This window comes from Pseudalkalibacillus hwajinpoensis, from assembly GCF_015234585.1.
Lineage (GTDB): Bacteria > Bacillota > Bacilli > Bacillales > Guptibacillaceae > Guptibacillus > Guptibacillus hwajinpoensis_B.
In genome coordinates this window covers 594,602-621,242 of the sequence record NZ_JADFCM010000001.1, presented here as the reverse complement: position 1 = coordinate 621,242, position 26,641 = coordinate 594,602, and the positions used below count along the sequence as shown (strand labels likewise).

The 26,641-nt window shown below is 40.3% G+C and carries 21 protein-coding genes and 1 pseudogene; 5 read left to right on the top strand and 17 right to left on the bottom strand.

What is annotated here, in order from left to right; genetic code table 11:
- Nucleotides 1-8: 8 nt before the first annotated feature.
- From IQ283_RS02970 to IQ283_RS02945, 6 genes are all read right to left on the bottom strand, one after another.
- Nucleotides 9-2,213 (bottom strand): alpha-galactosidase, encoded by a 2,205-nt coding sequence (locus IQ283_RS02970; RefSeq protein ID WP_194218663.1) that lies wholly within the window; start codon nt 2,211-2,213, stop codon nt 9-11.
- Nucleotides 2,214-2,226: 13 nt separating this feature from the next.
- On the bottom strand, nt 2,227-3,945 hold the full coding sequence (locus tag IQ283_RS02965; RefSeq protein ID WP_194218662.1) for a glycoside hydrolase family 35 protein: 1,719 nt from the start codon (nt 3,943-3,945) through the stop codon (nt 2,227-2,229).
- Nucleotides 3,946-3,957: 12 nt separating this feature from the next.
- Entirely contained in the window at nt 3,958-4,749 is a 792-nt protein-coding gene (locus tag IQ283_RS02960; protein ID WP_048312872.1) for a carbohydrate ABC transporter permease, read from the bottom strand.
- A 107-nt stretch (nt 4,750-4,856) separates the two neighbouring features.
- Nucleotides 4,857-5,708 carry a carbohydrate ABC transporter permease gene (locus IQ283_RS02955; RefSeq protein ID WP_159785293.1) on the bottom strand — a complete coding sequence of 284 codons (852 nt, stop codon included), beginning with the start codon at nt 5,706-5,708 and terminating at the stop codon, nt 4,857-4,859.
- A gap of 61 nt (nt 5,709-5,769) precedes the next feature.
- Nucleotides 5,770-7,050: an ABC transporter substrate-binding protein gene (locus IQ283_RS02950; RefSeq protein ID WP_194218660.1), complete on the bottom strand. Its 1,281-nt coding sequence runs from the start codon at nt 7,048-7,050 to the stop codon at nt 5,770-5,772.
- Between the two features lie 236 nt (nt 7,051-7,286).
- On the bottom strand, nt 7,287-8,579 hold the full coding sequence (locus IQ283_RS02945; protein WP_242057225.1) for an ABC transporter substrate-binding protein: 1,293 nt from the start codon (nt 8,577-8,579) through the stop codon (nt 7,287-7,289).
- A gap of 254 nt (nt 8,580-8,833) precedes the next feature.
- On the opposite strand from IQ283_RS02945, the gene IQ283_RS02940 reads away from it, so the two are divergent.
- Together IQ283_RS02940 and IQ283_RS02935 are read left to right on the top strand one after the other, a co-directional pair.
- A complete protein-coding gene (locus IQ283_RS02940; protein WP_194218659.1) occupies nt 8,834-10,258 on the top strand; it encodes an MBOAT family O-acyltransferase in 1,425 nt (474 codons plus the stop codon).
- Between the two features lie 21 nt (nt 10,259-10,279).
- Entirely contained in the window at nt 10,280-11,494 is a 1,215-nt protein-coding gene (locus IQ283_RS02935) for an alginate O-acetyltransferase AlgX-related protein (RefSeq protein ID WP_194218658.1), read from the top strand.
- Between the two features lie 128 nt (nt 11,495-11,622).
- Here the strand turns inward: IQ283_RS02935 and IQ283_RS02930 are convergent, their stop codons facing one another.
- The 9 genes and pseudogenes from IQ283_RS02930 to IQ283_RS02890 all read right to left on the bottom strand — a co-directional run bounded on the left by IQ283_RS02930 (nt 11,623) and on the right by IQ283_RS02890 (nt 21,018).
- Entirely contained in the window at nt 11,623-12,189 is a 567-nt protein-coding gene (locus IQ283_RS02930) for a class I SAM-dependent methyltransferase (RefSeq protein WP_194218657.1), read from the bottom strand.
- A 147-nt stretch (nt 12,190-12,336) separates the two neighbouring features.
- A complete protein-coding gene (gene galE / locus IQ283_RS02925) occupies nt 12,337-13,365 on the bottom strand; it encodes a UDP-glucose 4-epimerase GalE (protein ID WP_194218656.1) in 1,029 nt (342 codons plus the stop codon).
- A 196-nt stretch (nt 13,366-13,561) separates the two neighbouring features.
- Nucleotides 13,562-14,347 (bottom strand): annotated as a pseudogene (gene tagH / locus IQ283_RS02920) (teichoic acids export ABC transporter ATP-binding subunit TagH); the annotation flags it as partial.
- Between the two features lie 15 nt (nt 14,348-14,362).
- Nucleotides 14,363-15,166: an ABC transporter permease gene (locus tag IQ283_RS02915; RefSeq protein ID WP_194218654.1), complete on the bottom strand. Its 804-nt coding sequence runs from the start codon at nt 15,164-15,166 to the stop codon at nt 14,363-14,365.
- Between the two features lie 2 nt (nt 15,167-15,168).
- The gene (locus tag IQ283_RS02910; RefSeq protein ID WP_408962560.1) at nt 15,169-16,371 is read right to left on the bottom strand and encodes a CDP-glycerol glycerophosphotransferase family protein; all 1,203 of its coding nucleotides are present in this window, start codon (nt 16,369-16,371) and stop codon (nt 15,169-15,171) included.
- 127 nt (nt 16,372-16,498) lie between these two features.
- Complete coding sequence (locus IQ283_RS02905; protein ID WP_194218653.1) at nt 16,499-18,658, bottom strand: bifunctional glycosyltransferase/CDP-glycerol:glycerophosphate glycerophosphotransferase; 2,160 nt, start codon at nt 18,656-18,658, stop codon at nt 16,499-16,501.
- A 47-nt stretch (nt 18,659-18,705) separates the two neighbouring features.
- On the bottom strand, nt 18,706-19,101 hold the full coding sequence (gene tagD, locus IQ283_RS02900; RefSeq protein ID WP_194218652.1) for a glycerol-3-phosphate cytidylyltransferase: 396 nt from the start codon (nt 19,099-19,101) through the stop codon (nt 18,706-18,708).
- A gap of 128 nt (nt 19,102-19,229) precedes the next feature.
- Nucleotides 19,230-20,003 carry a CDP-alcohol phosphatidyltransferase family protein gene (locus tag IQ283_RS02895; RefSeq protein WP_194218651.1) on the bottom strand — a complete coding sequence of 258 codons (774 nt, stop codon included), beginning with the start codon at nt 20,001-20,003 and terminating at the stop codon, nt 19,230-19,232.
- Nucleotides 19,963-21,018: a glycosyltransferase family 2 protein gene (locus IQ283_RS02890; RefSeq protein WP_194218650.1), complete on the bottom strand. Its 1,056-nt coding sequence runs from the start codon at nt 21,016-21,018 to the stop codon at nt 19,963-19,965. Before IQ283_RS02890 ends, IQ283_RS02895 begins: the two co-directional genes overlap by 41 nt.
- Nucleotides 21,019-21,873: 855 nt before the next feature.
- On the opposite strand from IQ283_RS02890, the gene galU reads away from it, so the two are divergent.
- A complete protein-coding gene (gene galU, locus IQ283_RS02885; protein ID WP_194218649.1) occupies nt 21,874-22,764 on the top strand; it encodes a UTP--glucose-1-phosphate uridylyltransferase GalU in 891 nt (296 codons plus the stop codon).
- A 48-nt stretch (nt 22,765-22,812) separates the two neighbouring features.
- On the opposite strand, the gene IQ283_RS02880 is transcribed toward galU, so the two are convergent.
- Nucleotides 22,813-23,190: a DUF4870 domain-containing protein gene (locus IQ283_RS02880; protein ID WP_242057224.1), complete on the bottom strand. Its 378-nt coding sequence runs from the start codon at nt 23,188-23,190 to the stop codon at nt 22,813-22,815.
- A 136-nt stretch (nt 23,191-23,326) separates the two neighbouring features.
- Here IQ283_RS02880 and IQ283_RS02875 point away from each other — a divergent pair, with 136 nt between their 5' ends.
- Both IQ283_RS02875 and IQ283_RS02870 read left to right on the top strand, forming a co-directional pair.
- On the top strand, nt 23,327-25,300 hold the full coding sequence (locus IQ283_RS02875; protein ID WP_194218648.1) for a LuxR C-terminal-related transcriptional regulator: 1,974 nt from the start codon (nt 23,327-23,329) through the stop codon (nt 25,298-25,300).
- A gap of 61 nt (nt 25,301-25,361) precedes the next feature.
- Nucleotides 25,362-25,928, top strand: coding sequence for a histidine phosphatase family protein (locus tag IQ283_RS02870; RefSeq protein ID WP_194218647.1), 567 nt, complete (start codon nt 25,362-25,364; stop codon nt 25,926-25,928).
- A gap of 104 nt (nt 25,929-26,032) precedes the next feature.
- Here the strand turns inward: IQ283_RS02870 and IQ283_RS02865 are convergent, their stop codons facing one another.
- A complete protein-coding gene (locus tag IQ283_RS02865; protein ID WP_194218646.1) occupies nt 26,033-26,533 on the bottom strand; it encodes a DUF6843 domain-containing protein in 501 nt (166 codons plus the stop codon).
- Nucleotides 26,534-26,641: the final 108 nt, after the last annotated feature.

Sequence of the window (26,641 nt, the reverse complement as noted above, 5' to 3'; positions counted from 1 at the left end):
ATCCTTTTTTATTCTGCTTTTAAATAAAACACTTTCGATTGAAAGTCACCACCGCGCTCAGCTTGCTCGCCATTCGCTCCATTGAACTCAACCGGAAGCGGAATGCCGTGCTGCATCAGTTCATCTCCGAAGTATGTCTCCCCATCGACGTTATAATGACGATCAGGAGCTAAACCTTTTAATTTCACAAACTGATTGGTGCGTGGATTCGGAGTGCTTGATGATTTATACCAGCCAACAAGCGCTTCATTTCGATTCGACGAAACGATCATCCAGGCCGTTTCATTGCTTTCAAACGGACTTTGTAAGCGAATGAAATCACCATCACGGACAAGATGTCGAAATGACTGGTATCGTTTAATTTGTTCTTTTACAATTTCTTTTTCTTCATCAGACAGGGTTGAAGGATCCAATTCATAACCAAAGGTTCCAAAATACGCGACATCTGCCCGCATTGACAGCGGGGTTGAACGAAGCGTTTGGTGGTTTGGTACGGCTGATACGTGAGAACCCATGCTATAGATAGGATAAGCGATAGAGGTACCATATTGGATTTTCAGACGCTCCACCGCGTCTGTATCATCACTTGCCCATGCTTGTGGGGCGTAGTAAAGGAGAGCCGGATCAAAACGACCACCGCCACCCGCACACGATTCAAACAGTACATTTGGAAACTCTGATGTTAACCGTTCATAAAGATCATAGACACCGAGAATGTAACGATGGAAAAACTCTCCCTGGTGCTCTAAACCTGCAGAGTAGGCCTCCGTAATGTTCCGATTCATATCCCATTTAATATAATCCAGCTTCGTCGACTCAATGATCGCTTTCATTCGTTCGAAAATATAATTCACTACTTCTGTACGTGTATAATCAAGCACTCGCTGATTGCGTCCAAGCGTAAAGTGCTCACCTTGAATACCTACAGCCCATTCAGGATGCTCTCTGTAGAGCTCACTATCAGGACTAATCATTTCAGGCTCAAACCACAATCCAAATTGCAATCCCGTTTCCTTCACTTTTTCAGCTAGAGAGGCAATGCCATCTGGGAGTTTGTTAAGATCAACCGTCCAATCTCCTAGTGATGATCGGTCATTGTTTCTCTTCCCAAACCAGCCATCATCAAGGACGAAAAGTTCAACACCAAGTTCTTTTGCCTCTTTCGCAAAATGAATAAGCTTCTCTTCATTAAAATCAAAGTAAGTAGCTTCCCAGTTATTAATTAAGACAGGACGCTCTTTCTTTTTCCACTGTTCACTAATCAACTGATTGCTGTAAAGATGATGGAACGTTTGGCTCATCCCGTTCAATCCTTGATCAGAGTAAACCATAATCGCTTCTGGTGATTGGAACGATTCACCCGGACTAAGATTCCACTTAAAACCAAGCGGATGAATACCAAGCTGCGCACGCGCCACGCCATAATGATCAACTTCCGTTTGCGCTAGAAAATTGCCGCTATACACGAACTGGAACCCAAACACCTCACCCGTATGTTCTGTTGCATCTATTGCTTTTAGTGCAAGAAATGGATTGTGATGATGAGAGCTTGCTCCACGAATACTCGAAACGGACTGAATGCCCTGCTCTAATTTCCTCGTTTTCACATGACGCTCACGGGCCCATGTTCCTGAGAGGTGCACCATTTCCATATCAGCATAAGGAAGATCAACAGACAGTGACATCATTCGATCAATAGATAGCTCGCTATCTGTGTTGTTAATAAGACGCGCGTTCCTCGCAATCACAGATTCATTTTCAAAAATCGTGTAGCTGAGATGAAGCTCAACCTTCTGATACGTATCCTCCAACACAATGAGTAACGTCTCCGCTTCTTGCGCATTCGCATAAGTGGTCGGCAAACCTTTCAAGCGAGGCTTCCCTTTCACTTGCTCATGTGATTTATAAACAAAGTTCGCTATAGGCTTTTGACCTGCTGACACCATAAAGGCAGGCTCTCGAAAATCTCCTTTTCCATAGGCCGGGTACTCCTGCCTAATCGTTTCAAGCGAAAAAGCCGTGTCGTTCTCATATGAATGACAGCTAGCAGGCGTTGGATTGTTGGTGTTCTGAAAATGACGATAATCACGATCAGGACGAAGCGCTTTTCCGAAATACAAATGACCGAGCTGACCATTTTTTAAAATATGAAAGATGTAGCTGATCTTTCCATTCGTTAGATGAAACTGCTGTTGGTTAACCAGAATGCTCATTGCCATCGATCCTTTATCCGAGTTTAGGTTCGTTCACTAGTTTTACGCTGCTTGCAGTATGTCCTTCTAATTCCAGAACGACAATTTCATTTGTACCTTCATTTAACAGTGGACCTGGCAAGTAAAGGTGCTGCTGTGGCCCCATCGTTTGCCAGTAGCGACCAAGATTAAAGGCATTAATATAAACATTCCCTTTTGTAAACCCTTCCAAATCAACAAATGTATCATAGCATTGATCAGCTTGGAATATGCCTTTGAAATATTTCGGATAACGTTCTCCTGATGAATACGTCTTCGGTAAACGATCTCCTTCAATTTTAATCATTTCCCAGTCAAACCAATACTGGTTGTTTAGCCAGAGATTCTGCACAATCCCCTTCTGGTCAGATAGATGTTTTCCATAATTCACTCTTCCAAGGTTTTCAACAAGAACTTCAAAAACATTTACTTCATTCGGAAACGGGATCATAACCGATTTTGACTCATCATTTACTGAAATCGTCGCCTCATGTTTCCCATTGACGTAAAGAAAAGCTCGATCATGAATTGGCGTTGTATCAAGCTCAAACGTTCCAGTGTCGTTAATCGACGTTCGATAAAGCGTGTAGCCGAAACTTTGATCAATCTTCTCCATGCTCCGTGGTGCAACGTGCTCTACCCTGGTTCCTACTTCTTGGAGAACATCGAATAGGCTTGCACTCTCCATTAGCTTCACTTCTCCATAGCTTTTCGTCTCAACTTTAGAAACGTCTTCAATCGAAACGTCTGCTACGCTTTTCAACACTTCCGCCATCGCGAGATACTTATCTGTCACGTCGCCCCATTCTGTTAAGAGCGAATCGTAGTCATAGCTAGTAATCGTCGGAGCATATTTTTCGTAATGATTCGCACCGTTATAGAAACCAAAGTTTGTTCCACCGTGGAACATGTAGAAATTCACAGATGCGCCCATATCCATTAACTTCCGGAACACTTCCGCTGCTTCCTTTGCGTCACGTGTATGATGCTCGCCGCTCCAGTGATCAAACCAGCCGATCCAGAATTCCGCGACCATTTTAGGTGAATCAGGTTTCATCGCTTCAAGTGCCGCAAAGGCTTCTTCTGGTCTGGAACCAAAATTTAGCGTCGTTACGACGTTATCCATTGAACCCTGTTTAATGAAATCTGGTCCGTCTGATGTGAAGTAAAACGTATCAATGCCATGTTTCTCGTACTGTTCTTTATGAAACTCAAGATAGTTCTGATCGTTGCCATATGCGCCATATTCATTTTCAATTTGAAAGGCAATCACCGGACCGCCGTTCTTTTGTAAGAAAGGCTTCAACCGTGGAAGAAGATCATTAAAGTATTCCTCTACATGTCTTAGAAAAGCAGGATGACTACAGCGAAGCGCCATGTCATCTTCTTTTAGAAGCCAAGAAGGAAGCCCTCCCATTTCCCACTCTGCACAAATATAAGGAGAAGGACGAAGAATAACATAAAGCCCAACGTCCTGTGCTTCAGCTATGAACCGCTCCACATCAGCCATTCCTTCAAAATGAAACTGACCCTTCTTCGGTTCATGAAAGTTCCATGGTATATATGTTTCTACCGTATTCAGTCCAAGTGCCTTCAGCTTCTGAAGGCGATCTTTCCAATACTCAGGGACAACTCTGAAGTAATGAAGGCCTCCAGAAAGAATTTGAAAAGGTTCGTCATTTAAGTAAAAGTGGTTCTTTCTCGCTTCCAGCATAACAGCCTCCTACTATTTCAAGGCGCTTCCGAGCATACCTGAAATAAATTGTTTTTGCAGTGTTAAGAAGAATGCAATGATCGGAACAGTCGCTAACGTAACGCCCATCATCACTTGACCGTAGTCGATATAAGAGAGTCCCATTAAGCTAGATAGCGCAACAGGGAATGTGTACATATCGTTCGTATTCAATACAACGAGCGGCCACATAAAGTTGTTCCACTGCGTCATGAAAAGGAAGATCGAAGCAGCTGCTAAAGCTGGTCGCATTGATGGAATGACGATCGAGATAAAGATACGCGTTTCGCTTGCGCCATCAAGACGTGCTGACTCCATCAACTCTGTAGGGAATGCCAGGAAGTTCTGTCTTAATAAGAAAATCGCAAACGGGAAGCACAATTGCGGTGCAATAACCGCAAAGTATGTGTTTAATAGATTAAAATCAGACATCATTTGGAACAACGGAATCAGTGTTGCCTGGTAAGGAATCATCATGGAAAGCAAGAATGCAGTAAAGATGAACTTTTTCCCTTTGAAGTTGTACTTCGCTAGAACGTAGGCTGCGCTCGCACAAACTGCAAGGGCAATCACTACATAAAGTCCTGAGACGAAGAGAGAGTTAAACAGTACTCTGAAAATACCAATTGACTCATTTAGATTGGTTAAGTTCGTCATAAACTGATCGCCAGGTAAAAGCGTTGGCGGGTTCGTAAACATTTTACTAGAGTCGTTCGTCGCCCCGATAAACATCCAGTAGAACGGGAAGATCGAAACAACAAGGAAGATGCTTAGTAGCGTATACATCCAAACGGCTTTTAGCTTATTTTTCTTTTTCTTAGGTTTCTTTTGTTGCCTTTGAGCAAGGGTGAGTTTATTCGTCGACTGTTCAATTACCTCAAGGTTCTTAGCCATTAATCATCACCTGCTATCTTAAATTGGATAATGGAGAGAATACCAACCATCACAACAACCGCGTATGCAATTGCGGAAGCGTAGCCGAAATCAAAGTATTCAAATCCACTCTGGTAAATATAAAGTCCAAGGGTCATCGTTGAATCCGCCGGTCCACCGCCTGTTAAGTTGAATGGCTCGTCGAAAAGCTGAAGCGTTCCGATTGTGGAAAGGATACCAGCAAAGAGAATAACCGGTTTAAGCTGAGGAACAGTAATATAGAAAAATTGCTTAAACTTATTCGCTCCATCAAGTGAAGCAGCTTCATATAAATCTTCTGGAATGTTTTGAAGGGCTGCAAGGAAAATAACCATGTTATACCCTGTCCATCTCCACGTCATGGCGATAATGATCGAAGCCTTTGCCCAAAACGGATCAGATAACCACGGAATCGCAGTAATCCCAATGTAGCTTAATGCCGTGTTAATAATTCCCTCTTCTTGCAGCATAATTGAAAATAAGATTGAGTATGCGACAAGCGACGTGACAGCCGGTAGAAAGAAAGAAACGCGGAAAAATCCTTTCAGCTTTAACAACTGGTTGTTCAAAACATTGGCTAGTACCATTGCAAGAATGATCATAACTGGGACTTGAACAACAAAGATAATGAATGTGTTCTGCATCGCCGTCCAAAAAATATCATCGTTCCAGAGACGCGTATAGTTCTTCAATCCTGCAAAAACGTATTCTCCACCAACTCGTTCCTGAAAACTGAGAACGAAGGACGCGATAATCGGATAGACGGTAAATGCTAGGAAAAGCAGAATGGCCGGAGCTGCGAATAAATATGGAAAACGTTTCGCTCGATTCATGAATATCCCACCTTAACATGACAGGGGTTGAAATGAATCAACCCCTGATAATTTCTGTAGCTTATTGAATACGGTTTTTCAAACGATCTTCCGAAGCTTTTAACGCTTCTTCAATGGCTTTGCCATTTGCGATTTCAGACTGTGCTTTCACAGCTTCATCTTTCGCGACGGCATAGTCTCCTGTGTAGTTGACAGCAGGAATGCTATCCATTTCGTCAGCAAGTAGACTCCAGATCGGCTGATTGTTAAAGAACTCAACTTCTTTTGTGAAAGCTTCGTTATCGTAAATCGTGTTCAATGAAGGGAACAAGCCGCCTTCCATTGCTGATAATTGAACATCTTTATTTGTTGAGAAGAATTCCATAAAGTCATAAGCAAGATCAGCATTGTTACTCGCACTAGGAATCATGTAGTTACTTCCGCCCAAGTTCGATGCGCGATTTCCGCCCTCTTCAAATGCTGGAAGTTCAATTAATCCCCATTTACCTGAAGTATCTTTGCCCTGCTGGGTGATCGAACCGTACAACCATGCACCCGATGGAGCTGTCGCAACATCTCCACTAGTCATCGCACTAATCCATGCGTCCCAACCTACTGTTTCTTTAACAAGTCCTTCTTCATTTAGATTCTTTTGTACTTCCATTGCCTTTTTCGACTCTTCGGAAGTGAGGGCTACATTTTTCTCATCGTCAAAATAGAATGTGCCTTGCTGATTGAGCATCATACGATAAAGGCCGTCATCACCGTTCAGATCAAGACCAATCATTGCTTTATCCGTTTTTTCTTTGATTGTTTTACCAGCTTCAATATAGTCATCCCAAGTTTTAATATCTTCTGCATTTACGCCAGCTTCTTCAAAAATATCGGTGCGATAGAAGACTCCTGTTGGTCCACCGTCAAACGGGAAGCCGTACATTGCGCCATCTTTTGAAACAAGCTCCGTTTTATAAGATGGGAAGCTATCTTTCATTTCGTCAAACCCTTTATCGGAAACGTTTACAAAAGCGTCCGGGAAAGCACTCATATAACCTTGAACGCGATCATCTTCAACAAGGACGATATCCGGTAAACCTTTACCTCCTGCTTGAAGACCAGTTGTTAACTTCGAATAAACATCATCAGTACCCATTTCAACAACTTCTAGTTCAAAATCCGGATTTTCTTCTTTAAATTTCTCGGCTGCTTCTTCAAGCACCGGTACGTTAATATTCCAAGCCCAGGCTGTTACTTTATTGCTATCGCCTGATCCTTCACTATCATTTCCACCATTCCCACACGCCGCAAGAAACAGACTTAAGACAAGCATCATACTTATACTAACTAGACCCGTTACCTTCTTCATCGACTACCCCTCCAATTAATTACTGAAAACTTCAAAAATTCGTAATGAAAGCGTCTACACTTATTAGAATAGTCGAAGAGGTAAACGTAGTCAAGTAAACTTTTACTAAAAGTTTACTACTTTTTTACTTACCAATTAATGGAGGTTGTTACAAAGAAGAAAGTGTCCATCTATGACGGACACTTTCTTCTTTTTGTCTTTATAGGGGGTCAGGTACGTACCTGGCCCCAGCACTATTATTGAATCCGATTCTTCAACCGATCTTCCGCTGCTTTATAAGCTTCTCCAATCGATTTTTTACCATTCATCACTTCCGATTGTGCTTTGATCGACTCATCGCTTGCAAGCGCATAATTACCTGTATAGTTCACAGAAGGAATATCATTCATCTCGCTTGCAAACAGCTCCCAGATTGGCTGATTGCTAAAGAATTCCACATCCTTTGTGAATGCATCATTTTCATAAATCGTGTTCAGCGTTGGAAACAAACCATTGTCCATCGCCGTTAGCTGTACGTCATCACTAGTAGTAAAGAATTCCATGAAATCATAAGCCATATCCTGATTCTTGCTCGCACTTGTAATCACATAGTTACTTCCGCCAAGGTTCGCTGCACGGTTACCATCTTCTTCAAACGCCGGAAGCTTAAACACTCCCCAGTTACCTTCTGTGTCTTTAGCTTGCTGTGTAATAGAACCGCTCAACCACGCGCCAGAAGGAGCAGTCGCAACATCACCTTGTGCCATTGCACTAATCCACGCGTCCCAACCCACTGTATCTTTAACTAGTCCAGCTTCTTTCATCATTTGTACTTTCTCTGCCGCCATTTTAGATTCTTCAGAAGTGAAGTTCACATTCTTCTCATCATCAAAATAGAATGTTCCTTGCTGCGTCATCATCATACGGTAAAGACCGTCATCACCATTCAAATCAAGGCCAAGCATTGCTTTTCCTGTAGCTTCTTTGATCTTTTCCCCCGCTTCAATGAAGTCATCCCACGTCTTAATATCATCGGGATTTACACCAGCTTTTTCAAAGTAATCTGTTCGATAAAAAACGCCCGTTGGACCACCATCAAATGGGAAGCCATACATTGCATTGTCTTTTGAAAGAAGGTCTATTTTATAAGTAGGAAAGCTCTCTTTGCTTTCATCAAATCCCTTATCAGATACATTTACGAACGCATCAGGGAATGTTTCCATATAACCCTGGATACGATCATCCTCGACAAGTACGATATCTGGCAACCCTTTCCCTCCAGCTTGAAGGCCAGTCGTTAATTTCGAATAAACATCTTCACGACCGAGTTCTACAACCTCTAGTTCGAAATCCGGGTTTTCTTCTTTAAACTTCTCTGCCGCTTCTTCAAGAACTGGAACATTAATGTTCCATGCCCATGCTGTCACCTTTTTACCATTACTATCTCCGTCTCCCGCCGACCCTTCACTTGAGCTATTATCACTAGAACAAGCACCGAGAACTAACATCAGAACAAGCAAGAAACTAACTCGACCGATTACCTTTCTCAAAATAACCCCTCCTGTTTGTTTACTAAAAAACATTGAACGACAAAAATGAAAGCGCATTCATGTTTATAGATTAAGGTACATTCAAAACTTAGTCAAGTAAATGTTTACTGATTAATTTACTTTTTTGACGGCTATAATCTTTTAATTCTGCCTCATGTATTTTAAGTTTTTGTAAAATATTGAAGAAAAGCAAATTTCAAAGATATAAATGCTATAGTATTAAGTGGATTATATTTAATTATTGGAGGAGCTTTATGGTATTTAGTAATCTCGTTTTCTTATTTGCTTTTATGCCGATCGTCTTATTTTCTTATTTTTTTGCTAGAAAAAGTTTTCGAAACATCGTGCTTCTTATTGCTAGTCTTGTTTTCTACGCATGGGGAGAACCACAGTATGTCTTTCTGATGCTCTTCTCTATTATAATGAACTATGGTTTTGGGAGAGGAATTGACCATTTTCATAACCAGCTTGTAACGAAAAAATTACTCCTAACGTTATCGATCGTCGGTAACATTGCGATTCTTGGTTACTTTAAGTACGCAGGCTTCGTATTAGCTAATGTTAATGGCTCCTTTGGGACAAGTTTTGCACTTGGAGAGCTGCCTCTTCCAATTGGAATCTCGTTTTTTACATTCCAAGCGATGAGCTATGTCATTGATATTTATCGAAAAGACGCACCCGTTCAGAAAAATGTTTTCTCACTAGCTCTTTATATCTCTCTTTTCCCACAGCTCGTTGCAGGGCCAATTGTTCGATACAACACCGTTGATCAACAAATTCATTCTCGCTCTATAACTGCTGATAAGGTACACGAAGGAATCAAACGATTTATTATTGGTTTATCAAAAAAAGTACTGTTAGCTAATAGTTTCGCAGTTGTTGCGGATCAGGCATTTAACACTCCCGCAGGTGAAATGAGCGTGATGATGGCGTGGATTGGTGTTATTGCTTACACACTACAAATTTACTTTGATTTCTCAGGGTATAGTGACATGGCCATTGGTCTAGGAAAAATGTTTGGCTTTGATTTTCTAGAGAACTTTCGATACCCCTACATATCTAAAAGCATTTCAGAATTCTGGAGAAGATGGCACATTTCTCTTGGAACATGGTTCAAAGATTACGTTTATATCCCACTAGGTGGGAATCGCCATGGAAAGCTTGTGCAGGTACGTAATCTTCTAATCGTGTGGACGATTACTGGGTTCTGGCATGGCGCTAGCTGGACGTTTATGGCCTGGGGATTCTACTACGGGGCAATTATCGTAATTGAAAGCCTCGGATTTAGTAAATGGTTAAGTCGCCTATGGTCGCCTCTTCAACATATCTATGTCCTATTGCTCGTCATGATCGGCTGGGTCTTTTTCCGCGCTGATAACTTTACGTATTCATTTGAATACTTACAAACGATGTTCGGCTTTAATCAGGCTGCTTTCGCAGATTCAATGTTCCTATTGCAGTGGAATGATAACTGGGTGTTATTCCTAGCTGGCGTTATTTTCAGCACACCTTTCATAGCGAATATCGGCAACATTTACAATCGTATGGCGACGAAAGCAAAGGGACTACAGGTCGTCACGCTTTTCTCAGAACCAGCGATTTATATGACGCTAATGGTTTTCGCTATGGTTCGATTAGTCAATTCTAGTTACAACCCATTTATTTATTTCAGGTTTTAATGCCAATAAAGGAGCTTTGCTATGATTCAGCGAATTGAAAAGGCAAGGAAATGGATGCTCATTATCTTATTCTTTGCGTTTATCTTTACCGTTTTCTTCTACCTTACAGTTTCAGCAGATATCGAAGTATCTGACGTAGAAAAAAGAGAACTAGCTCAAAACCCTGACCTTTCGATTGAGAATGTTTCGAACGGAGAATACATGAACGATTTTGAATCGTATTTTCTTGATCAGTTTCCCGGTCGAAATATCTGGTTGAAATCATATCTTCAATATCAGCAAATGACGAACAAAACCTATATTTTTGATTACTATGTATCTGACTCGAATTGGATCATCCCAAAACCGAGTTATAGTAAGCCTTCTACCCATATTGATAAGGCAGTTGATAACTTAAACGAATTTGCGGCGGCGATGAAGGATGAGGGAAAGGAAGTTTATTTTGCTTCTCTTCCTCATAAAGTGAATACCATCGACATCCTGCCGTCTTATATTGAAGAGGGAACAGGAATAGAAAAGAAAGATTACTTTTTCTCAAAATTTAACCAAAAGAGCATCCCAACAGTTGATGTTGGGAAAGAATTTAAAGAAGAATATACTGATGATGAATTGAAAGAGCGCTACTTCAAGACAGACCATCACTGGAACATGTTTGGGGCGTTTGAAGGCTATCAAAAAGTAGCAGACCTTCTCTCTGAGAATTCAACTTACTACACAAACATGAACGAAGACGACAGTGACTATGAATTAAAGTGTTATAACGACAAACAATTTATTGGAAGCTATAATAATCAGCTTTATTTAACGGTTGATGCAACAGGTGAAAAGATCTGTCACATGTTACCTAAAGATAATCTATTTGATAACTATCAAATTACCTGGAACGGCAAAGAGCGTACATTTAAACAGGTATATGGTACTGACATATTTAGAGATAACGATCCTATCGATTTTGGTGGGCTGTACATGAACAATACAGCTGAAATTACAATTGAGAACCCTGCCGTTCAAAAAGAAAGTCGACTATTGATTTTAAAAGATTCCTACGCAAACCCAATTGCGTTCCACATTGCCCAGCATTTCTCCAATACGACTGTTTATGATATCCGTTATAACGATGATCAGATTTTAACAGAGTATATGGCGGATAAGGATTTTGATGTAGTCCTGTTCTTGTATAATGACGCCATGCTTCAAGGCGAATCCTTCCGCTTCTCAACACCAATGGAAGACTAAATCGAACGAAGTTTTAGTTGAGCAAAATAAATGAAACCAGCTCTCAATGAAGAGAGCTGGTTTTTTTGTCTTTGTTTTGAGGACAGCCGTCTTTTGTGGGGGACAGGTACGCACCTTGTCCCCCTACCCTATACTTCCGCAGTTACCCCATATACAGACTCATGAAAATGGTGGATCTCAGGTTCAAGTCCATTCTCTTTAAAAATCTGCATCATCTTCTCAGAAGAAATTCGATCATGAAGTGGTGGGCCCATATCCATTTCAATGGCTTCCCATTCAAGTACAAGCAATTTCTGTCCTAGCTTAATAATTCGCTTAAATTCTTGAAATGCTCTTGTAAGATCAGGCACTTCATGAATCACAAATGCCGCAATCGCTTTGTCAGCGACGTGATCTCTTAGATTAATCTGCTCCAAGCTACTGACAACGTACTCGATATGCCCTGCTAGATTTTCTTCTGAAACACGATTTTTAAGAAGATCTAGCATCTGCCTTTCAATATCAACCGCATAAACCTTTTCAGCTGCTTCCGACAACGGCAATGTAAAATACCCATTTCCCGCTCCTAAATCAGCTACATGATCGGTTGCCTTTACATCAAGATGAGCGATAACTTGTTCAGGTGAAATAATTTCCTTTCGTTTCGGATCAAGTAGTCGACCCGCATTACCTGGTTTGAATCGTTTACCAGCCACAGCGAGAACCTCCTTAGAATTTCTTTCTAATTCTTCACAACACTACTGGCAGTTATACGAGAGAAACCTTATTTAAACACTAAAGCCCGCTCATTAATGAGCGGGCTTTAGTGTCCTCTATAGAAAGACAGCTGTCCTCCGTGGGGGTCAGGTACGCACCTGACCCCTCTTATACCCATCAGGATTTTCCGACTGCCAGCGCCACGTGTCGCGGCACATTTCTTCAATGCCTTTTTCCGCTTTCCAGCCAAGCTCAGCTTCAGCTTTCGCGGGATCTGCATAGCATTCTCCAATATCGCCAGGACGGCGCGGAGCAATGGAGTACTTCACTTCTTTCCCAGTCGCTTCTTCAAAAGCCTTCACCATCTGAAGCACGCTATACCCATTTCCCGTGCCAAGGTTATACGCTTCTACTCCCGTTGTACCTAGGATATGCTCTAACGCTTTCAAATGCCCGTTAGCCAGATCCTCCACATGGATATAATCACGAACGCCTGTACCATCTGCTGTATCGTAGTCATCTCCAAACACGTTAAGCTTTTCGAGTTTTCCAACCGCAACTTGACTAATATACGGCATGAGGTTATTTGGAATCCCGTTAGGATCTTCCCCAATTCTTCCGCTCACATGAGCTCCGATTGGATTGAAATAGCGAAGAAGGGCAATGCTCCAGTTTGAATCAGAAACATGAAGATCACGAAGAATTTGTTCAATCATGAGCTTCGTTTGTCCATACGGATTCGTTGCGCTTAAAGGGGCTTCTTCAGTGATTGGCATAACGTCAGGCATACCATAAACGGTTGCAGATGAGCTAAACACAATGTTTCGAACGTTAAATTTCTCCATCACTTCACAAAGAATGAACGTCCCTGTTAAGTTATTATGGTAATAATGAAGTGGCATGGAAACCGATTCGCCAACAGCTTTCAAGCCTGCAAAATGAATGACTGCTTCAATTTCATTTTCTTCAAACACCATTTCTAAAGAAGATCGATCAAGTAGATCCACTTCATAAATCGGAAAATCTCGCTCAGTTAACTCTTTCACACGATCAAGCGACTCCATTTTACTATTCGAAAAGTTATCCACGACAACAATATCAGAACCGTGATTAAGTAACTGAACACACGTATGACTTCCAATATATCCAGCACCGCCTGTTACTAAAATAGCCATTCTTACTCCCCCACTTCTTGTTATGTCACCAAAAAATTCCTTCTCATCATATCACATTCATTCCCATAAATTCAGCGCAAATAATGAAAAAATCGCTCTCTATGAGAGCGATTCTGCTATAGAAGGAAGCAAATCATCTAGACAAGAGTCTGGATTTCTTTCGCTTCCCTTTCTCTTCTGAATCAGCAGCTAAAAGACCTTCCTGCTTCTTCATACCTTCTTCTTTGAAGCGACGCTTTTCTTCCTTCGACCACGATTTGTACTCTTTAATAAAAGCTTCATACTTCGGCATGATATCTTTCATTGCGCCATACTCACGGATCGTGCCATGTTCAAGCCAGATTGCTTTATTACAAAACTTCTTCATCTGGCCGTTTGAATGACTAACAAAGAAAATTGTTTTTCCTCGTTCCTTAAACTCGTCCATTTTGACAAGGCACTTATCGGCAAACGTCTTATCACCTACAGAAAGGGCCTCATCGACGATCAGAACATCTGGATCGACGCTAATGGATATAGAAAAACCTAGACGTGATTTCATACCACTGGAATATTTTTTAACAGGCATATCGATAAATTTACCAATATCTGCAAAATCAATAATGTCAGGCTTCATCTTTTCAATAACGTCTTTCTTATATCCCATCATAAGCAGCTTCAATTCGATATTCTCTCGCCCTGTTAGCTCTTTATTTAAGCCAGCAGAAACGGCGATAAGGGAAACGTCACCTTTTACGTCAATTTCCCCACTAGTTGGCGGCGTAATATTAGCGACAAGGTTTGAGAACGTTGATTTCCCGGACCCGTTCACTCCGATAATACCAACGACATCACCTTCACTTGCTTCAAAGGTTAAATCACGAATGGCATAGAAATCCTCACCATAGCCACCAGGAAGAAGAATATCCTTGAGCTTATCAGAGTTCTGCCTGTGCATTTTATATTTTTTCGTAATCCCGTTTAATTTAACTGAATAACTCATAAACGACAGTCCTTATTAAATATAGTCTACGAAATGACTCTTGAACTTCATATGCAGGTAGGAACCAATCATCAGTAAGAGCACAACGACAACCCAGTAGTAAAGGGTATATTGAAGCGTCTGATGAACCCAGCCCATGCCGAGAAGTGCATCTCTGTAGCCTTCCACTATATAGTATAGCGGATTAAGTTTCATCCCAATCTGAATAAATCCAGGAAGATCATCAATTGTCCATAAAATTGGTGTTAAATAAAGAAACATCCGAATAAACGACTGAAGCATTTTGTGCACATCTCGAACGATTGTCGATAGCGTCGACGTAATGAGAGAGATGGCAAAAATGAGAATAATTAAAGCAAACATATAATACGGTAGTTGAAGCAAGTGCCAGGATACCCCCTGGCCAGTTAATAACACTGCTGCAAAGTATATACCAAGTAAAATCAAATGTTGATAAAAGACTGACATAATTACATAGCTCGGAATCGTACTCATTGGAAAGTTCATTTTGGATACCATTGATATCCTGGTATAAATCGACTTTGATCCTTGTATAACAGCAGGATTAAAGAAGAACCATACAACAAGTCCAGCAGACATCCATAGAACAAATGGGACGCCATCAACCGGGTTCCCGTTTCGTATTCCAAAGCCAAATACAAACCAGTAAATGCTCATTTGGAAAAGTGGATTCAGAATTTCCCAAACCATACCAAGATAATTATTGCTATTCGTGCTCTTTACCTGATAAATCGAAAGCCGATTAATTAGGTAGAAGTTGCTAACTTGTTCTTTTAAAACTGCAATCATAGAATTCATGCTTATTTTGCCTCACTAACAAAAATTTGGTCAACAACCTTTTTGGTAGCAGACCCTCCTTCAAGGTAACAATAAGTGTTATAGAAATCGTTATACTTTTCTTCAAATACGCCAAATCCTTCATTTTCAAACGTTTGAATAGCGTGTAAAACTTCTTCAGATGTTGTCACGACAGGACCTGGCGCCTCTTCTTCAAGATCAAAGTAAAAGCCACGCAATTTATCACGATATGAAGCAAGATCATAAGCGAAGAAAATAATTGGTCTCCTCAAATTCGCATAATCGAAAAAGACAGATGAATAATCTGTAATCAACACATCAGAAATTAAATAGAGATCATTGACATCGACACCAAGTGATAAATCAAAAACAAATCCTTCATATAGAGAAAGATCAAACTGCTCTGCAATTAAATAGTGCATCCTTAATACAATAACATATTCCTCGCCGATTTCACGTCTCAATAAATCAAGATCTAATTTCAGCTCATGTTTATATTTCCCCGGTTGATAAAATTCATCATCTCTCCAGGTTGGTGCATAAAGAACCACTTTTTTTTCTGTAGGAATGCTATACTCCACTTTCAATGCATCGATCTTTTCTTGATGATTTTCAAGATGAAGACGATCATTACGTGGATAGCCCGATTCTACCATGTTTTTTTTAAAACCAAATGCTCTCTCAAAAATCTCAGATGAGTAACGATTCGGCGAGATTAAGTAATCCCACTTCGCTGCTTCCTTATAGAAATTATCTTTATAGGAGAGCGTGTTTGTTCCAGGCATGTACACTTCTTCCATATCACCTGCAAGCTTCTTAAGCGGCGTTCCATGCCACGTTTGTACATAGACAGTGTGAGATGGCTTAGGAATCCAAAGCGACATCCGACTATTAGTCACCCAATAACGCGCACGAGCCATGAGATAAAACCATCTTAGCGAAAAACGCCTTACAGTAGGTATACCCCTTTTACGAAAAGACTCAGCATGAGATTCTTCAACACTCCAAATCATGTCTAAATCATAGTCGTGCTCTAACAGATATTCGTAGATCGCCCTTGGATTACAGCTGTACTGCTTGCCAGAAAAGCTCTCAAAAATAACAAGGCGCTTGTTTGCTGGAAAACGGCCCAACGCCACAAAAAGAAGTCGACTAAACGCCTTCATTAATGGATATATTTTCAACATTCTCAATAGCTTTTTCATGAAATGGACACCATACTCCCGACTAGTAGTAGATTACCTCTATTCGAAATGCGCTGTCGCTTTGAAAAAACAGGATAGTGCCATATCGCCTTCACCAGCGGCAGTACCCTGTTTCTCTAAAGTCTATCTACATTTCAGCTTTCTCAGGCTCAAATACCCTATTAATTACTTTTCTAGAAGCGTGCCCATCATCAAGATGACAATATTTATCATAGAATGCATCAAAATTGCTTTGATAGGTAGCTTCTATTTTCTCGATATGTTCTATCGCATCTATGACACCGTCCGACGTTTTAAGAAGCGGACCTGGTGCTTCATTCTCAAAATCCATATAGAATCCGCGAAGTGAATCGCGATACTTTTCAATGTCATAAGTGAAAAATAAAATAGGACGACGTAAATTTGCGAAATCAAAGAACACGGATGAATAATCAGTAATCAGAATATCTGATAGTAAATAAAGCTCCGCAATATCTCCGTAGTCAGATAAATTGTATACAAAATCGCTCATCCCAGTCGTATCAATATGCTCTGCAATTAAATAATGCATGCGTAGACCAATCACATATTCGTCACCAAGACGTGCCTGCATTTCGCTAAGGTTCAGCTTTAAATCAAACTTATATTTCCCCTTACCGTGAAACTCGTCATCCCGCCACGTAGGGGCATAAAGAATGACTTTTTTATCAGCAGGAATACCAAGTTTAGCCTTTATTTCCTGCTGACGTCTAGCTTTTTCTTCATCCTCAAGATAGAGGATATCGTTTCTCGGATAGCCCACATCAAGAACTTCTTTCCCGAACTTAAAGGCTCTTCTGAAAATAGAAGTCGAATAATCATTTGGCGAAACGAGATAGTCCCATTTTTGGGCTTCATTGTAAAAGTTCCGCTTATATTTTTCTGTTGTCGTGCCAGGCATACGTACTTCTTTCATATCAGCTGCCAGTTTTTTGAGCGGTGTACCATGCCATGTTTGTAAATAAACTGTCTCAGGACGTTTAATCGCAAAGTTTGGCATTCTGGCATTCGATACCCAGTACTTGGCAGTCGCAAGATGGTAATAGTAAGCGGGGCTTAAGCGTCTCACCTGCTTAGGATTCCCCGGTATATCCTTTTTCTTTTTATCATAAACCCATAAATAATCATACTTATGATCGCTTTTTAACAGTTCTTCATAAATGTAGCGAGGGCTATCTGAATACCCCTTACCACCGAAGCTCTCAAGAAGTACTTTTTTCGGTTTCATTGGCATTTTCACAAGAACCGTTCGGTAAAGCTGACGCATGAGTAAGTGTTTCTTCCTCAATGATCTACGCCACTGCCTTAAGCGTACTCGAAACATCATTGACTTCAGAACGGCTTCTTTTTTCCCCTTTTGTAGAAGACGATGCTCTCTTCGTTCGATGATATTCCGTCTCTTAATCCTTCCAGGTGCTACTAAAGAGAGACTGTTCTTTAAAGCAGTGAAATGATCAAACAAAACGTTAGAGTTCTTCACGGCTTTATTAGTTATGCTCTTTGAATAATAATTTAACAAGAGAAGGTCCAAATAGCGACTAATGCTTTTCGTATCAGTGTACGACATCTTCATTTTATGATACACATAAAATAAATCAGGCAACTTCTCCTCTACAGAATGTAGCATGAGAGTTGGCTGGTCGATCGGATCATAGCACTCCCCTTTTAAATAAGTGGGGACGCCTGTAATCATAGGAATCTCCTCTGTATTTACTATTGCTGGAATAGAGAAGGTAAGGTCCGTGTAAAAGGTAGCTTGTTCATCAAAACGAAGCTCTTGAACGTCCACAAAGTCTTTGCGTAGCAACAAGTTAGTAGCACTCCTACGACGAAGTGCTTTGATTTTTCTTCCACCACTTAATCTACGCAAATAGTAAGAATCTTCTCCGATTTCCATTGGAATAGCAATTTTTCCAGCTTTGAAAATAGAACCACCAATAAAGTTTGCTTCTCCTATGTTGTTTAGGAGAAGCTCTAGTGTGTATGGCGCCAGGTAATCGTCACCGTCAACAAAATAGATAAACTCGCTTGAAGCGTACTCGATCCCCATGTTGCGCGCTTTTGAGACACCAACATTTTTATCTAGATGATAGCAAGTCATTCTCGAATCGCTGTAACGCTCAATAATTCCCTTACTATTATCAGTTGATGCATCGTTAATCAGAATGATTTCTATATCCTGAAAAGTCTGCTGCAATAGGGAATCAAGGCATTTTTCGATATAGTCTTCTTTATTATAAACGGTTACTATTACACTAATTTGTCCCATAACAATTCCTAGCACCTCAACTATTTATTCTTTCTTTCTACAATTGCTTATCCGTTAGATACAAGTAGCTCTTTCTTGATTTTCGATGTCGAAATTCCCGCTGTGCGAGGAAGATAAATGACTTCACAATGATCTTTCAAGAAATCAAATTTCCCTTCCCAATCATCACCCATCACAAAGATGTCTACATCGTGATTTTTTACGTCATCTACTTTTTGCTCCCAGTGTTCTTCTGGAATCACTTCATCAACATAGCGAATAGCTTCTAATATCATTTTGCGGTTTTCATAGCTATGATATGCTTTTTTATTTTTAATTTCATTAAATTCATCTGTTGAAATAGCTACAATAAGATAATCGCCAAGATCTTTAGCTCTCTTCAATATATTAATGTGGCCCCAATGCAATAAATCAAATGTACCGTAAGTCAAAACCTTCTTCATTTCGACCCCTCCAGTTAGTAGTGTTTAATAATTTTTACGAGACGTGAATTAACATACAATTTACAATCTTTAATAACACTTAACATCACGCGAGTTCATTATGATTTATAATGGATTTATATTGAATATTAGCTCTTATCAAATGAACGTGATGTAATGAAGACCCGTAGGCCTGTCTTTAATACAAGCATGGCAAGGAAAAAGGATATATAGTAAAGTAGCAGATCTACTCCTGTTAGTTGTTCAACAATGATGATGACAACAACAGCTACAAAGAAACCAGGTAGACCGAGCAGAACAGCTACAATATCAAAGAATAATGATCCATCTCGAATCGAATTAACAGGATCTTGAGTGGTTGATTGTGACATCGTCAGCTTCGTTAATTGATAAGCAATCGGAACGAGTAATGCCATAATAATCGCAACAAACGTTGCATAAACAAGAACCATTTCGAGTATACTAACATCTAGCATTCCAGCTTGTCTTAATACCGTTAAAACCATCGATAAAAAGACAGGTAGAGCAGCTGCTTGGATAATAATATCGATATAATAACCTTTCGACGACGTTTGCTTCGTAATGCGAGCAACTTCACCATCTACACAATCAAGTAAATAACCGATATTGTAAAAGAGCGCCGCAAGTATAATGGATAGTGGTGTAGCAATCACAAGTGATAAGCCTGATATGAGAATGAAGAATACACTCATCCAGCTTATCGTATTTGGTTTTATACGCATCTTACAAAAAAGAATTGTAAGGTAAATCGAAATTCGACGCAGTACGTACCATGACCACAGATCTTCTTTGTAACTTAATGTTTGAGACTGCTTACGATATGCAAGGATCGTCTCATTATCAAGAAATGTGGTCGGTAGTAATTCTTGCCCATTTTTCATGACCGGTCTTCACCTTCCAGTATTGTTTGCTAAAGTATCCGCCTACTAGTCCAAGTCCTCTCGTAAAGTGAAGCAAAAAGAACTGCATCACAGTTGGGAAATAAGCGCGGAAACCATGTTTTTTAATAACTCCTAGCGAAGAAATGCCGATCATCATCATATAAATAGTAACGAGCGTGATTAAGCTAATTAGAAACGCATTGTTAAATAGCGCTCCAATTCCAAGACCTGTTCCAGTTAGAAATGCCATTAACGGAGCAAGCTGTCGGAATCTCATCACACCTCGAGTACTTCTCGATGCAATAATACCCCATTTTCCATCTGCATAGGATTTCTGAACAAATGCTTTCAGACTATCTCTTGCGTAGTAAGTGGAAGCAATTTCGCTTGATAAATAAAACTTGCCACCCTGATTCCGTACTCTCGCATGAAATTCAATATCTTCACTTCTTCTTAAGTTTTCGTTGAATAATCCGGCTTTCTGGAACACTTCACGTTTGTAAGCGCCATATGGCACAGTATCTACTCGCCCTTCCCATTTGCTAGAGCTTTTAGTGATGCGGAACATAGAGTTCCCAACGCCCATAGGATGTGAGTAAACATAAGCATTAATCGTTCCCCAGAACCCTTTTCCTTCCGTTCGAATGACTCCACCAACGCAGTCCATATCTGGCTGACGCTGAGTTAAGTCGTAATAACTCGTAAGGAAATTAGTTGGAATCATAGTATGACCATCTACTCGTAGAATGTATTGCCCTTTCGCATTTTGAATGGCAAGATTCCATCCTGTCGGCAACGTCTCTTTTGGGTTTTCAAACAACCGTATTCTTCCCGGGTTCTTACTACTAACATCTTCTATAATATCCTTCGTTCGATCGGACGACATTCCATCTACTACTAGAATTTCATATGAATCTTGAGGAAACTCCTGTTGCAAGACACCTTCCAGCAACTTTCGTATATACCTCTCTTCATTCTTCACGACGAGAAGCACGGAAAAGAACAATTCTTTCATTTCTTTTCATCCCTTCACAACTTCGCCTTATCTCTCTTTTAATCTAAGAGACTTACATAAACCTTTTCAATCTAATATTTAAGTATACATGATACAGGTTAAAGAATCATTGTAAAAATAAGGGAAAAGTAATTTATTTTCTTTCAATTGTGTGAACAATCATCGGCCATTGCTGTCGTTTTCTAAGAATAAACAAAGACTTATCGCAGAAAAGCGAGTTTGAAATGAGCGGTATTTTAATATTTCATAATGCATTCACGTCTTAATTAACATACTGACATCCTTCGTCGCTCTCATTAAGATTGTGGCCCTACGATCACTTGTAATAAATGGATGCTTAGTTAGAATCACGTACTTTAGTGACCTATGCAATCTAAATCCGACACATACTTTTTGATTGCTATGGGAATAGGAGATTCTATCGTTGAAAAAAATGATCCATTTTATACTTAAACAGACTTATACATAGTTAACCTTCATTACCCTTTTAGATGTAATTAAAAACAATGAAGATATGAGAAGCAAAGGTCAATAAAAGCAAACAAGACTCAATAAACACAAAGAAAAGCGTTATTTCGTTATGCTTTATCATAACATTACCCAAATGAGAAGGATACCGACTATCGCTGTCGAAAAATCTGTTATGGAAGCCAACGACAATGAAGAATGGCTTCTTATTTGCAAAGCTATGTTAGCATTAATTGTTGATTCTCGATTTTAGTTTAATTCGAGTGAAGTCTTCCTATCGTCATGTCTCTTCATTATGAAAATGCAGGAAAATAGTCATGATATATGTTAATATTAGTAAGCACTTATTGGGATTTTGAAAACAATTAGTTACTGGGAGGATTCAACATGAGAGTTAGAAAGGCGATTATACCTGCCGCTGGTCTTGGAACAAGGTTCTTACCAGCAACTAAGGCACAGCCAAAAGAAATGCTACCAATCGTGGACAAGCCAACGATTCAATATATTGTAGAAGAGGCTGTCGCTGCTGGAATTGAAGACATTATCATCGTTAGCGGTCGCGGAAAGCGTGCTATTGAAGATCATTTCGATAAATCATATGAGCTTGAAGAAACGCTTATCAAGAAGCAAAAAGACAAGATGTTAAAAGAAGTACAACAAATTTCTAATCTCGCTAACATTCACTACATTCGCCAAAAAGAACCTAAAGGACTTGGTCATGCCATTAATTGTGCTAGCCGTTTCATCGGCAATGAACCTTTCGCTGTTCTCCTTGGTGATGACATTGTAAAATCAGATCAACCATGTATCGGCCAGCTAATGGATAGCTACAATCGTTACCGCACTTCAATCGTAGGTGTTCAACAAGTGGCTGACGATGCTGTTTCTAAATACGGAATCATCTCTCCTAAGGGAGAACAAATTGACAACGGCATTATTCCAATTAAGTCACTCGTTGAGAAACCATCCCTTGAAGAGGCACCTTCTAATTATGCCATTCTTGGACGCTACATCTTAACACCTGAAATCTTCTCTATTCTTGAGAACCTACCTAAAGGGGCAGGCGGAGAAATTCAGCTTACAGATGCGATCAAGGTGCTAAATGAGCAGCAAGCAGTCTTTGCTCATGAGTTCGAAGGTCAACGTTATGACGTTGGTGATAAATTCGGATTTATAAAAGCAACAGTTGATTTTGCCCTTAATCGTCCAGATCTCCAAAAAGATGTGATGAACTATTTAAAACAAGTTGTGGATCAAGAACTCACAACAAATAAATAAGTAAGACAAAAACCGCACTCCTCCCATAATAGAGGAATGCGGTTTTTATTATTTGATTTTCTCTAGCTGTTTCTCTGCAAATTCGCCTACAATCGGTAGCTTATACATCTGTCCCTGATAAGCTTTTACCATCAAGACAATCCAAACAATTAAGCTTAGCGGTGGCAATATAAGAAGAGAGACAAGCGATCCTATAATTGGAATCACATTCATAACAAGACTTGCGACAAATAATGTTCCGAACACAACGATCGACTGCATGGCATGAAAACGCACAAATTTGTTTTCCTTTTCAATCAACAAGAAAATAATACCTGTCACGAACCCCAGCACATAGGTCAACAGTCCTGAGACATTTTCCTCCATACCACTCGATGTTTTGCGAGGGGTTTGGCCCATTTTTTCAGGGTTATTCCCTGTTTCCACTGCGATACCTCCCTTATTTTGTAAATTCTGAATATTGTATAAATTAATTTTATCAAAAGCAGGAATTGGAGGGTAGTATACGAAAGTATACTACTTAGACAAAAATCGAGTACTTTTTCAGTGGAGTGTGATAAGGATGAACCTTCCAGATAACCCCAATCAAGAACAAATTCAGTCGAAGGCTTTTCCGTTTAATATTACGAGAGAAAAAGAGTTAGCCGTATTTTCTCGTTTGCTAGATCAAAACGGTAGCAGCATTCTATCCGTATATGGACAGCCCGGGACAGGTAAAAGTGAGCTAATGACGCATTATCAAAAGGAAGCGTCAGACAGAGATATTGTTTTCTACCTTGTAAACGCACAGTATTCAAAGGCTGAACCATCCGCTTTTCTTCAATTACTATTGGAGCAAATGGGAGCATCTAACCTATACATTTCGCCTCTTGAAGCAATTAATATGCACATCCAACATCTTGAACAACAAGGAATTCGTTTCGTCATAGCCATTGACTCATATGAACGCTTTGAAAAATTAGATGAATGGTTCAGGCAATCTTTCCTTCCATCTCTTCCCTCTTCAAGCATTCTCATTTTTTGCGGGCGCAAAAAGCTCAGGGAATCCTGGAGGGCATCGATCTGGTATCCTTTCATTACTTCCATTGAATTAAAAGGTTTCAGCATCGGACAGTATGATTCTGCCTTTCGCACTCTTAAACCAGAGCTCACTAAGTTAGCCTGGCAATTTTCAAGTGGTAATCCCTATGCATTATCGCTTTGCGTTCAGAAACTAAACGAGACGCAGGAATGGAATGAAAAGGATGAGCAGAAAATTTATAGAACCGTCGTCCAAGAATGGCTAAGTGAACTTGAAGATGATCGCCTCCTTCCCTACATAGAAGTGGCGTCGATTGGTCACTACATTCAACAGGAAAAGCTTGAAGTAATGCTGGATCAAACGATCTCGCGAAAAGATTTTGAAGCACTCGTATCCCTTTCCTTTTTTGAGGAAACAGAGTCAGGGTGGCAGCTTAACACTCTTTTTCAACGGGCAATGAGAGACGACCTGCGTAGAAGAAAACCCACGTATTATCATCAATTATGGAAACGCGCCCTGCTCTATTGTCGATCCTTTTTTAAGCATGATCGTGTAATGGATTCCACCGAAATTAGCGAATTCTTCTACTTGCTTGGTGAACCAATGATGCGTGCTTCTTTATTTGATCATGACACGCTTTCTACCTATAGTATGACATCTGCTAGCTCAGACGATTGGGACGAGGTTCTTCCTTATTTGAAGAGCCATCCCACGATGAATGACGCCGGCGAAGCCTCGTTCGTTAATGATCAAAGTAGCCAGGGTTTTCATCAACGTGCTCCAAAGAGCGGCGATAAGGAGTCCGCCTATATAACGAAGGAAATGATTGAGTCTGTAGGGATTCAGCATGTGAAACTGCTACGTCACCGTGGTGGAAAAGTCATTGGAATCGCTTTTCTTATTCCAATCCAGTCCAGCACGCTTAAGAAGCTACAGCAAAGCCCTGTTACAAGAAGTTATTTTAAGAGGCTGTCTTCTTCAGAAGAAAAACGTATTTTGTCTCAGGATAAGCCAGCAGGGTGGGTCATTCGATACCTCGGTGTTAAAAATGTGAATCAAATAGAAGATCGCCAGGCACTTTTGTATCATCTTCTGCCTCTTGTTCTAACAGAAGGAATTCTCGTTGCATCGACACCGCTTCCTTTTTATCAAGATTTATTAGAGCAGTTCCGTTTCAACGAATTACACGATGCAATGCATTTTGACTATGGTCCCGACCGCCCTTCCAGGACTTATGAACTTGATTTAAGAAACGCTCGTCTTTCCCAGTACCTTGAAACATTCGCACAGGCGCTCGGCGTAAATCTAACGGAAACACCGCACCATCCATTTCAGTTTACCCCGCGTGAAGAAGAGGTTGTTACACTCGTCATCCAAGGATACTCAAATGCTAATCTTGCTGCTGAACTCTCCTTAAGCGAAGTGACTATCAAAAAGCATTTAAGTCGAATTTACGAAAAAACGGGTGTAAAGAACCGCACGCAGCTAACGCGTATTATGCTTGAGTGGAAATAATGGAGGAGCGGGGGTCAGGTGCGGACCTGACCCCCGCTCCTTTAAAGAGGTGAAGCGATAAATGAATGAAACAAAAATTTATCTTGTTCGTCATGCTCATTCTTCTTATACACCTGATGAATACGGACGAGGATTATCACTTAAAGGTAACAGAGATGAAAAGAGCCTTACATATCTAATGAAAGAAAAACAAATTGATGTTGTGCTTTCTAGCCCTTATAACCGAGCGATTCATACAGTTGAAGGCATCGCAAAACATCACTCGATAGACATTCAAGTTATAGAAGCATTTAAAGAGCGAACACTTGCAGGGCAACCTGTTGAGGATTTCCAATCCGCGATCGACGCTGTTTGGCAAGATGAAACGTTTAGCTACCCTGGTGGTGAATCCAACGAATTCGCTCGTAGCCGAGGAGTGAGCGCCCTTCAAAACGTACTTAAAACATACAAAGGAAAAAGCGTAGTGATTGGTACTCACGGGAATTTAATGGTTCTCATGATGAGTCATTTCGATGATCAGTACGATAGACACTTTTGGGAAAATCTCGATATGCCTGATGTGTATTGCCTCACCTTTCAAGGAGAAGAGTTAATGAAGGTGGACCGTATTTGGGAAAGAACAGCATAAAAAATGACGGCCCTTATGCGCCGTCATTTTTTATGCTGTTCAAGTGTGTGGTTTACTTTCTTGTGAAAAACTTGAACCCTCGATATGTCTCAATTTAAAGAACCTTACTCTAAAATCCCCTCTTTCTTTAACTTCTCCTCTACGCTAGCGAAAATGTTTCGATTCCCTTCATTTTCAGGACCTTTACCATGAAAATCTTCACTACAGTGTGACTGTGTTAAATAAAAAGCATTATAAAGGAGGCGGCGACCTTCTATAGTGATTCCGCTATTTGGGAACAAATACGTACAGCTTGTATCAATTTCAGTACGCTTGTCTTTTTGATCCACGTAATAGAATTCATCCGTTACTGCCCCGTATTTCATATCTTCCGTTGAAGTTAAATACATACCGTCTTCGCTATAAGGAATAACTGTAAAACCTTTTTCTTGTTTTAATTTTGGAGCGCTTTCCACGTTGTAAATCACGATCAATTTCCCTTCAAACCCCTCAGGAACTAAATGAACGGTATCTGTTTTTTCATGATGAACGGTTGTAGCCTTAGACGAACATGAAGCGGCCATCAACATTATCAAAACTACGACGAGTAATCTGATCGCATACATACGCTTCTCCCCCTGACCGTTTGTACCTTTATCTTTTTCGACGGTGGTGGTTGCACTTCCTTCACATGGAAAAATTCCTAACAACAAACTGACCGGGTTATGACGATG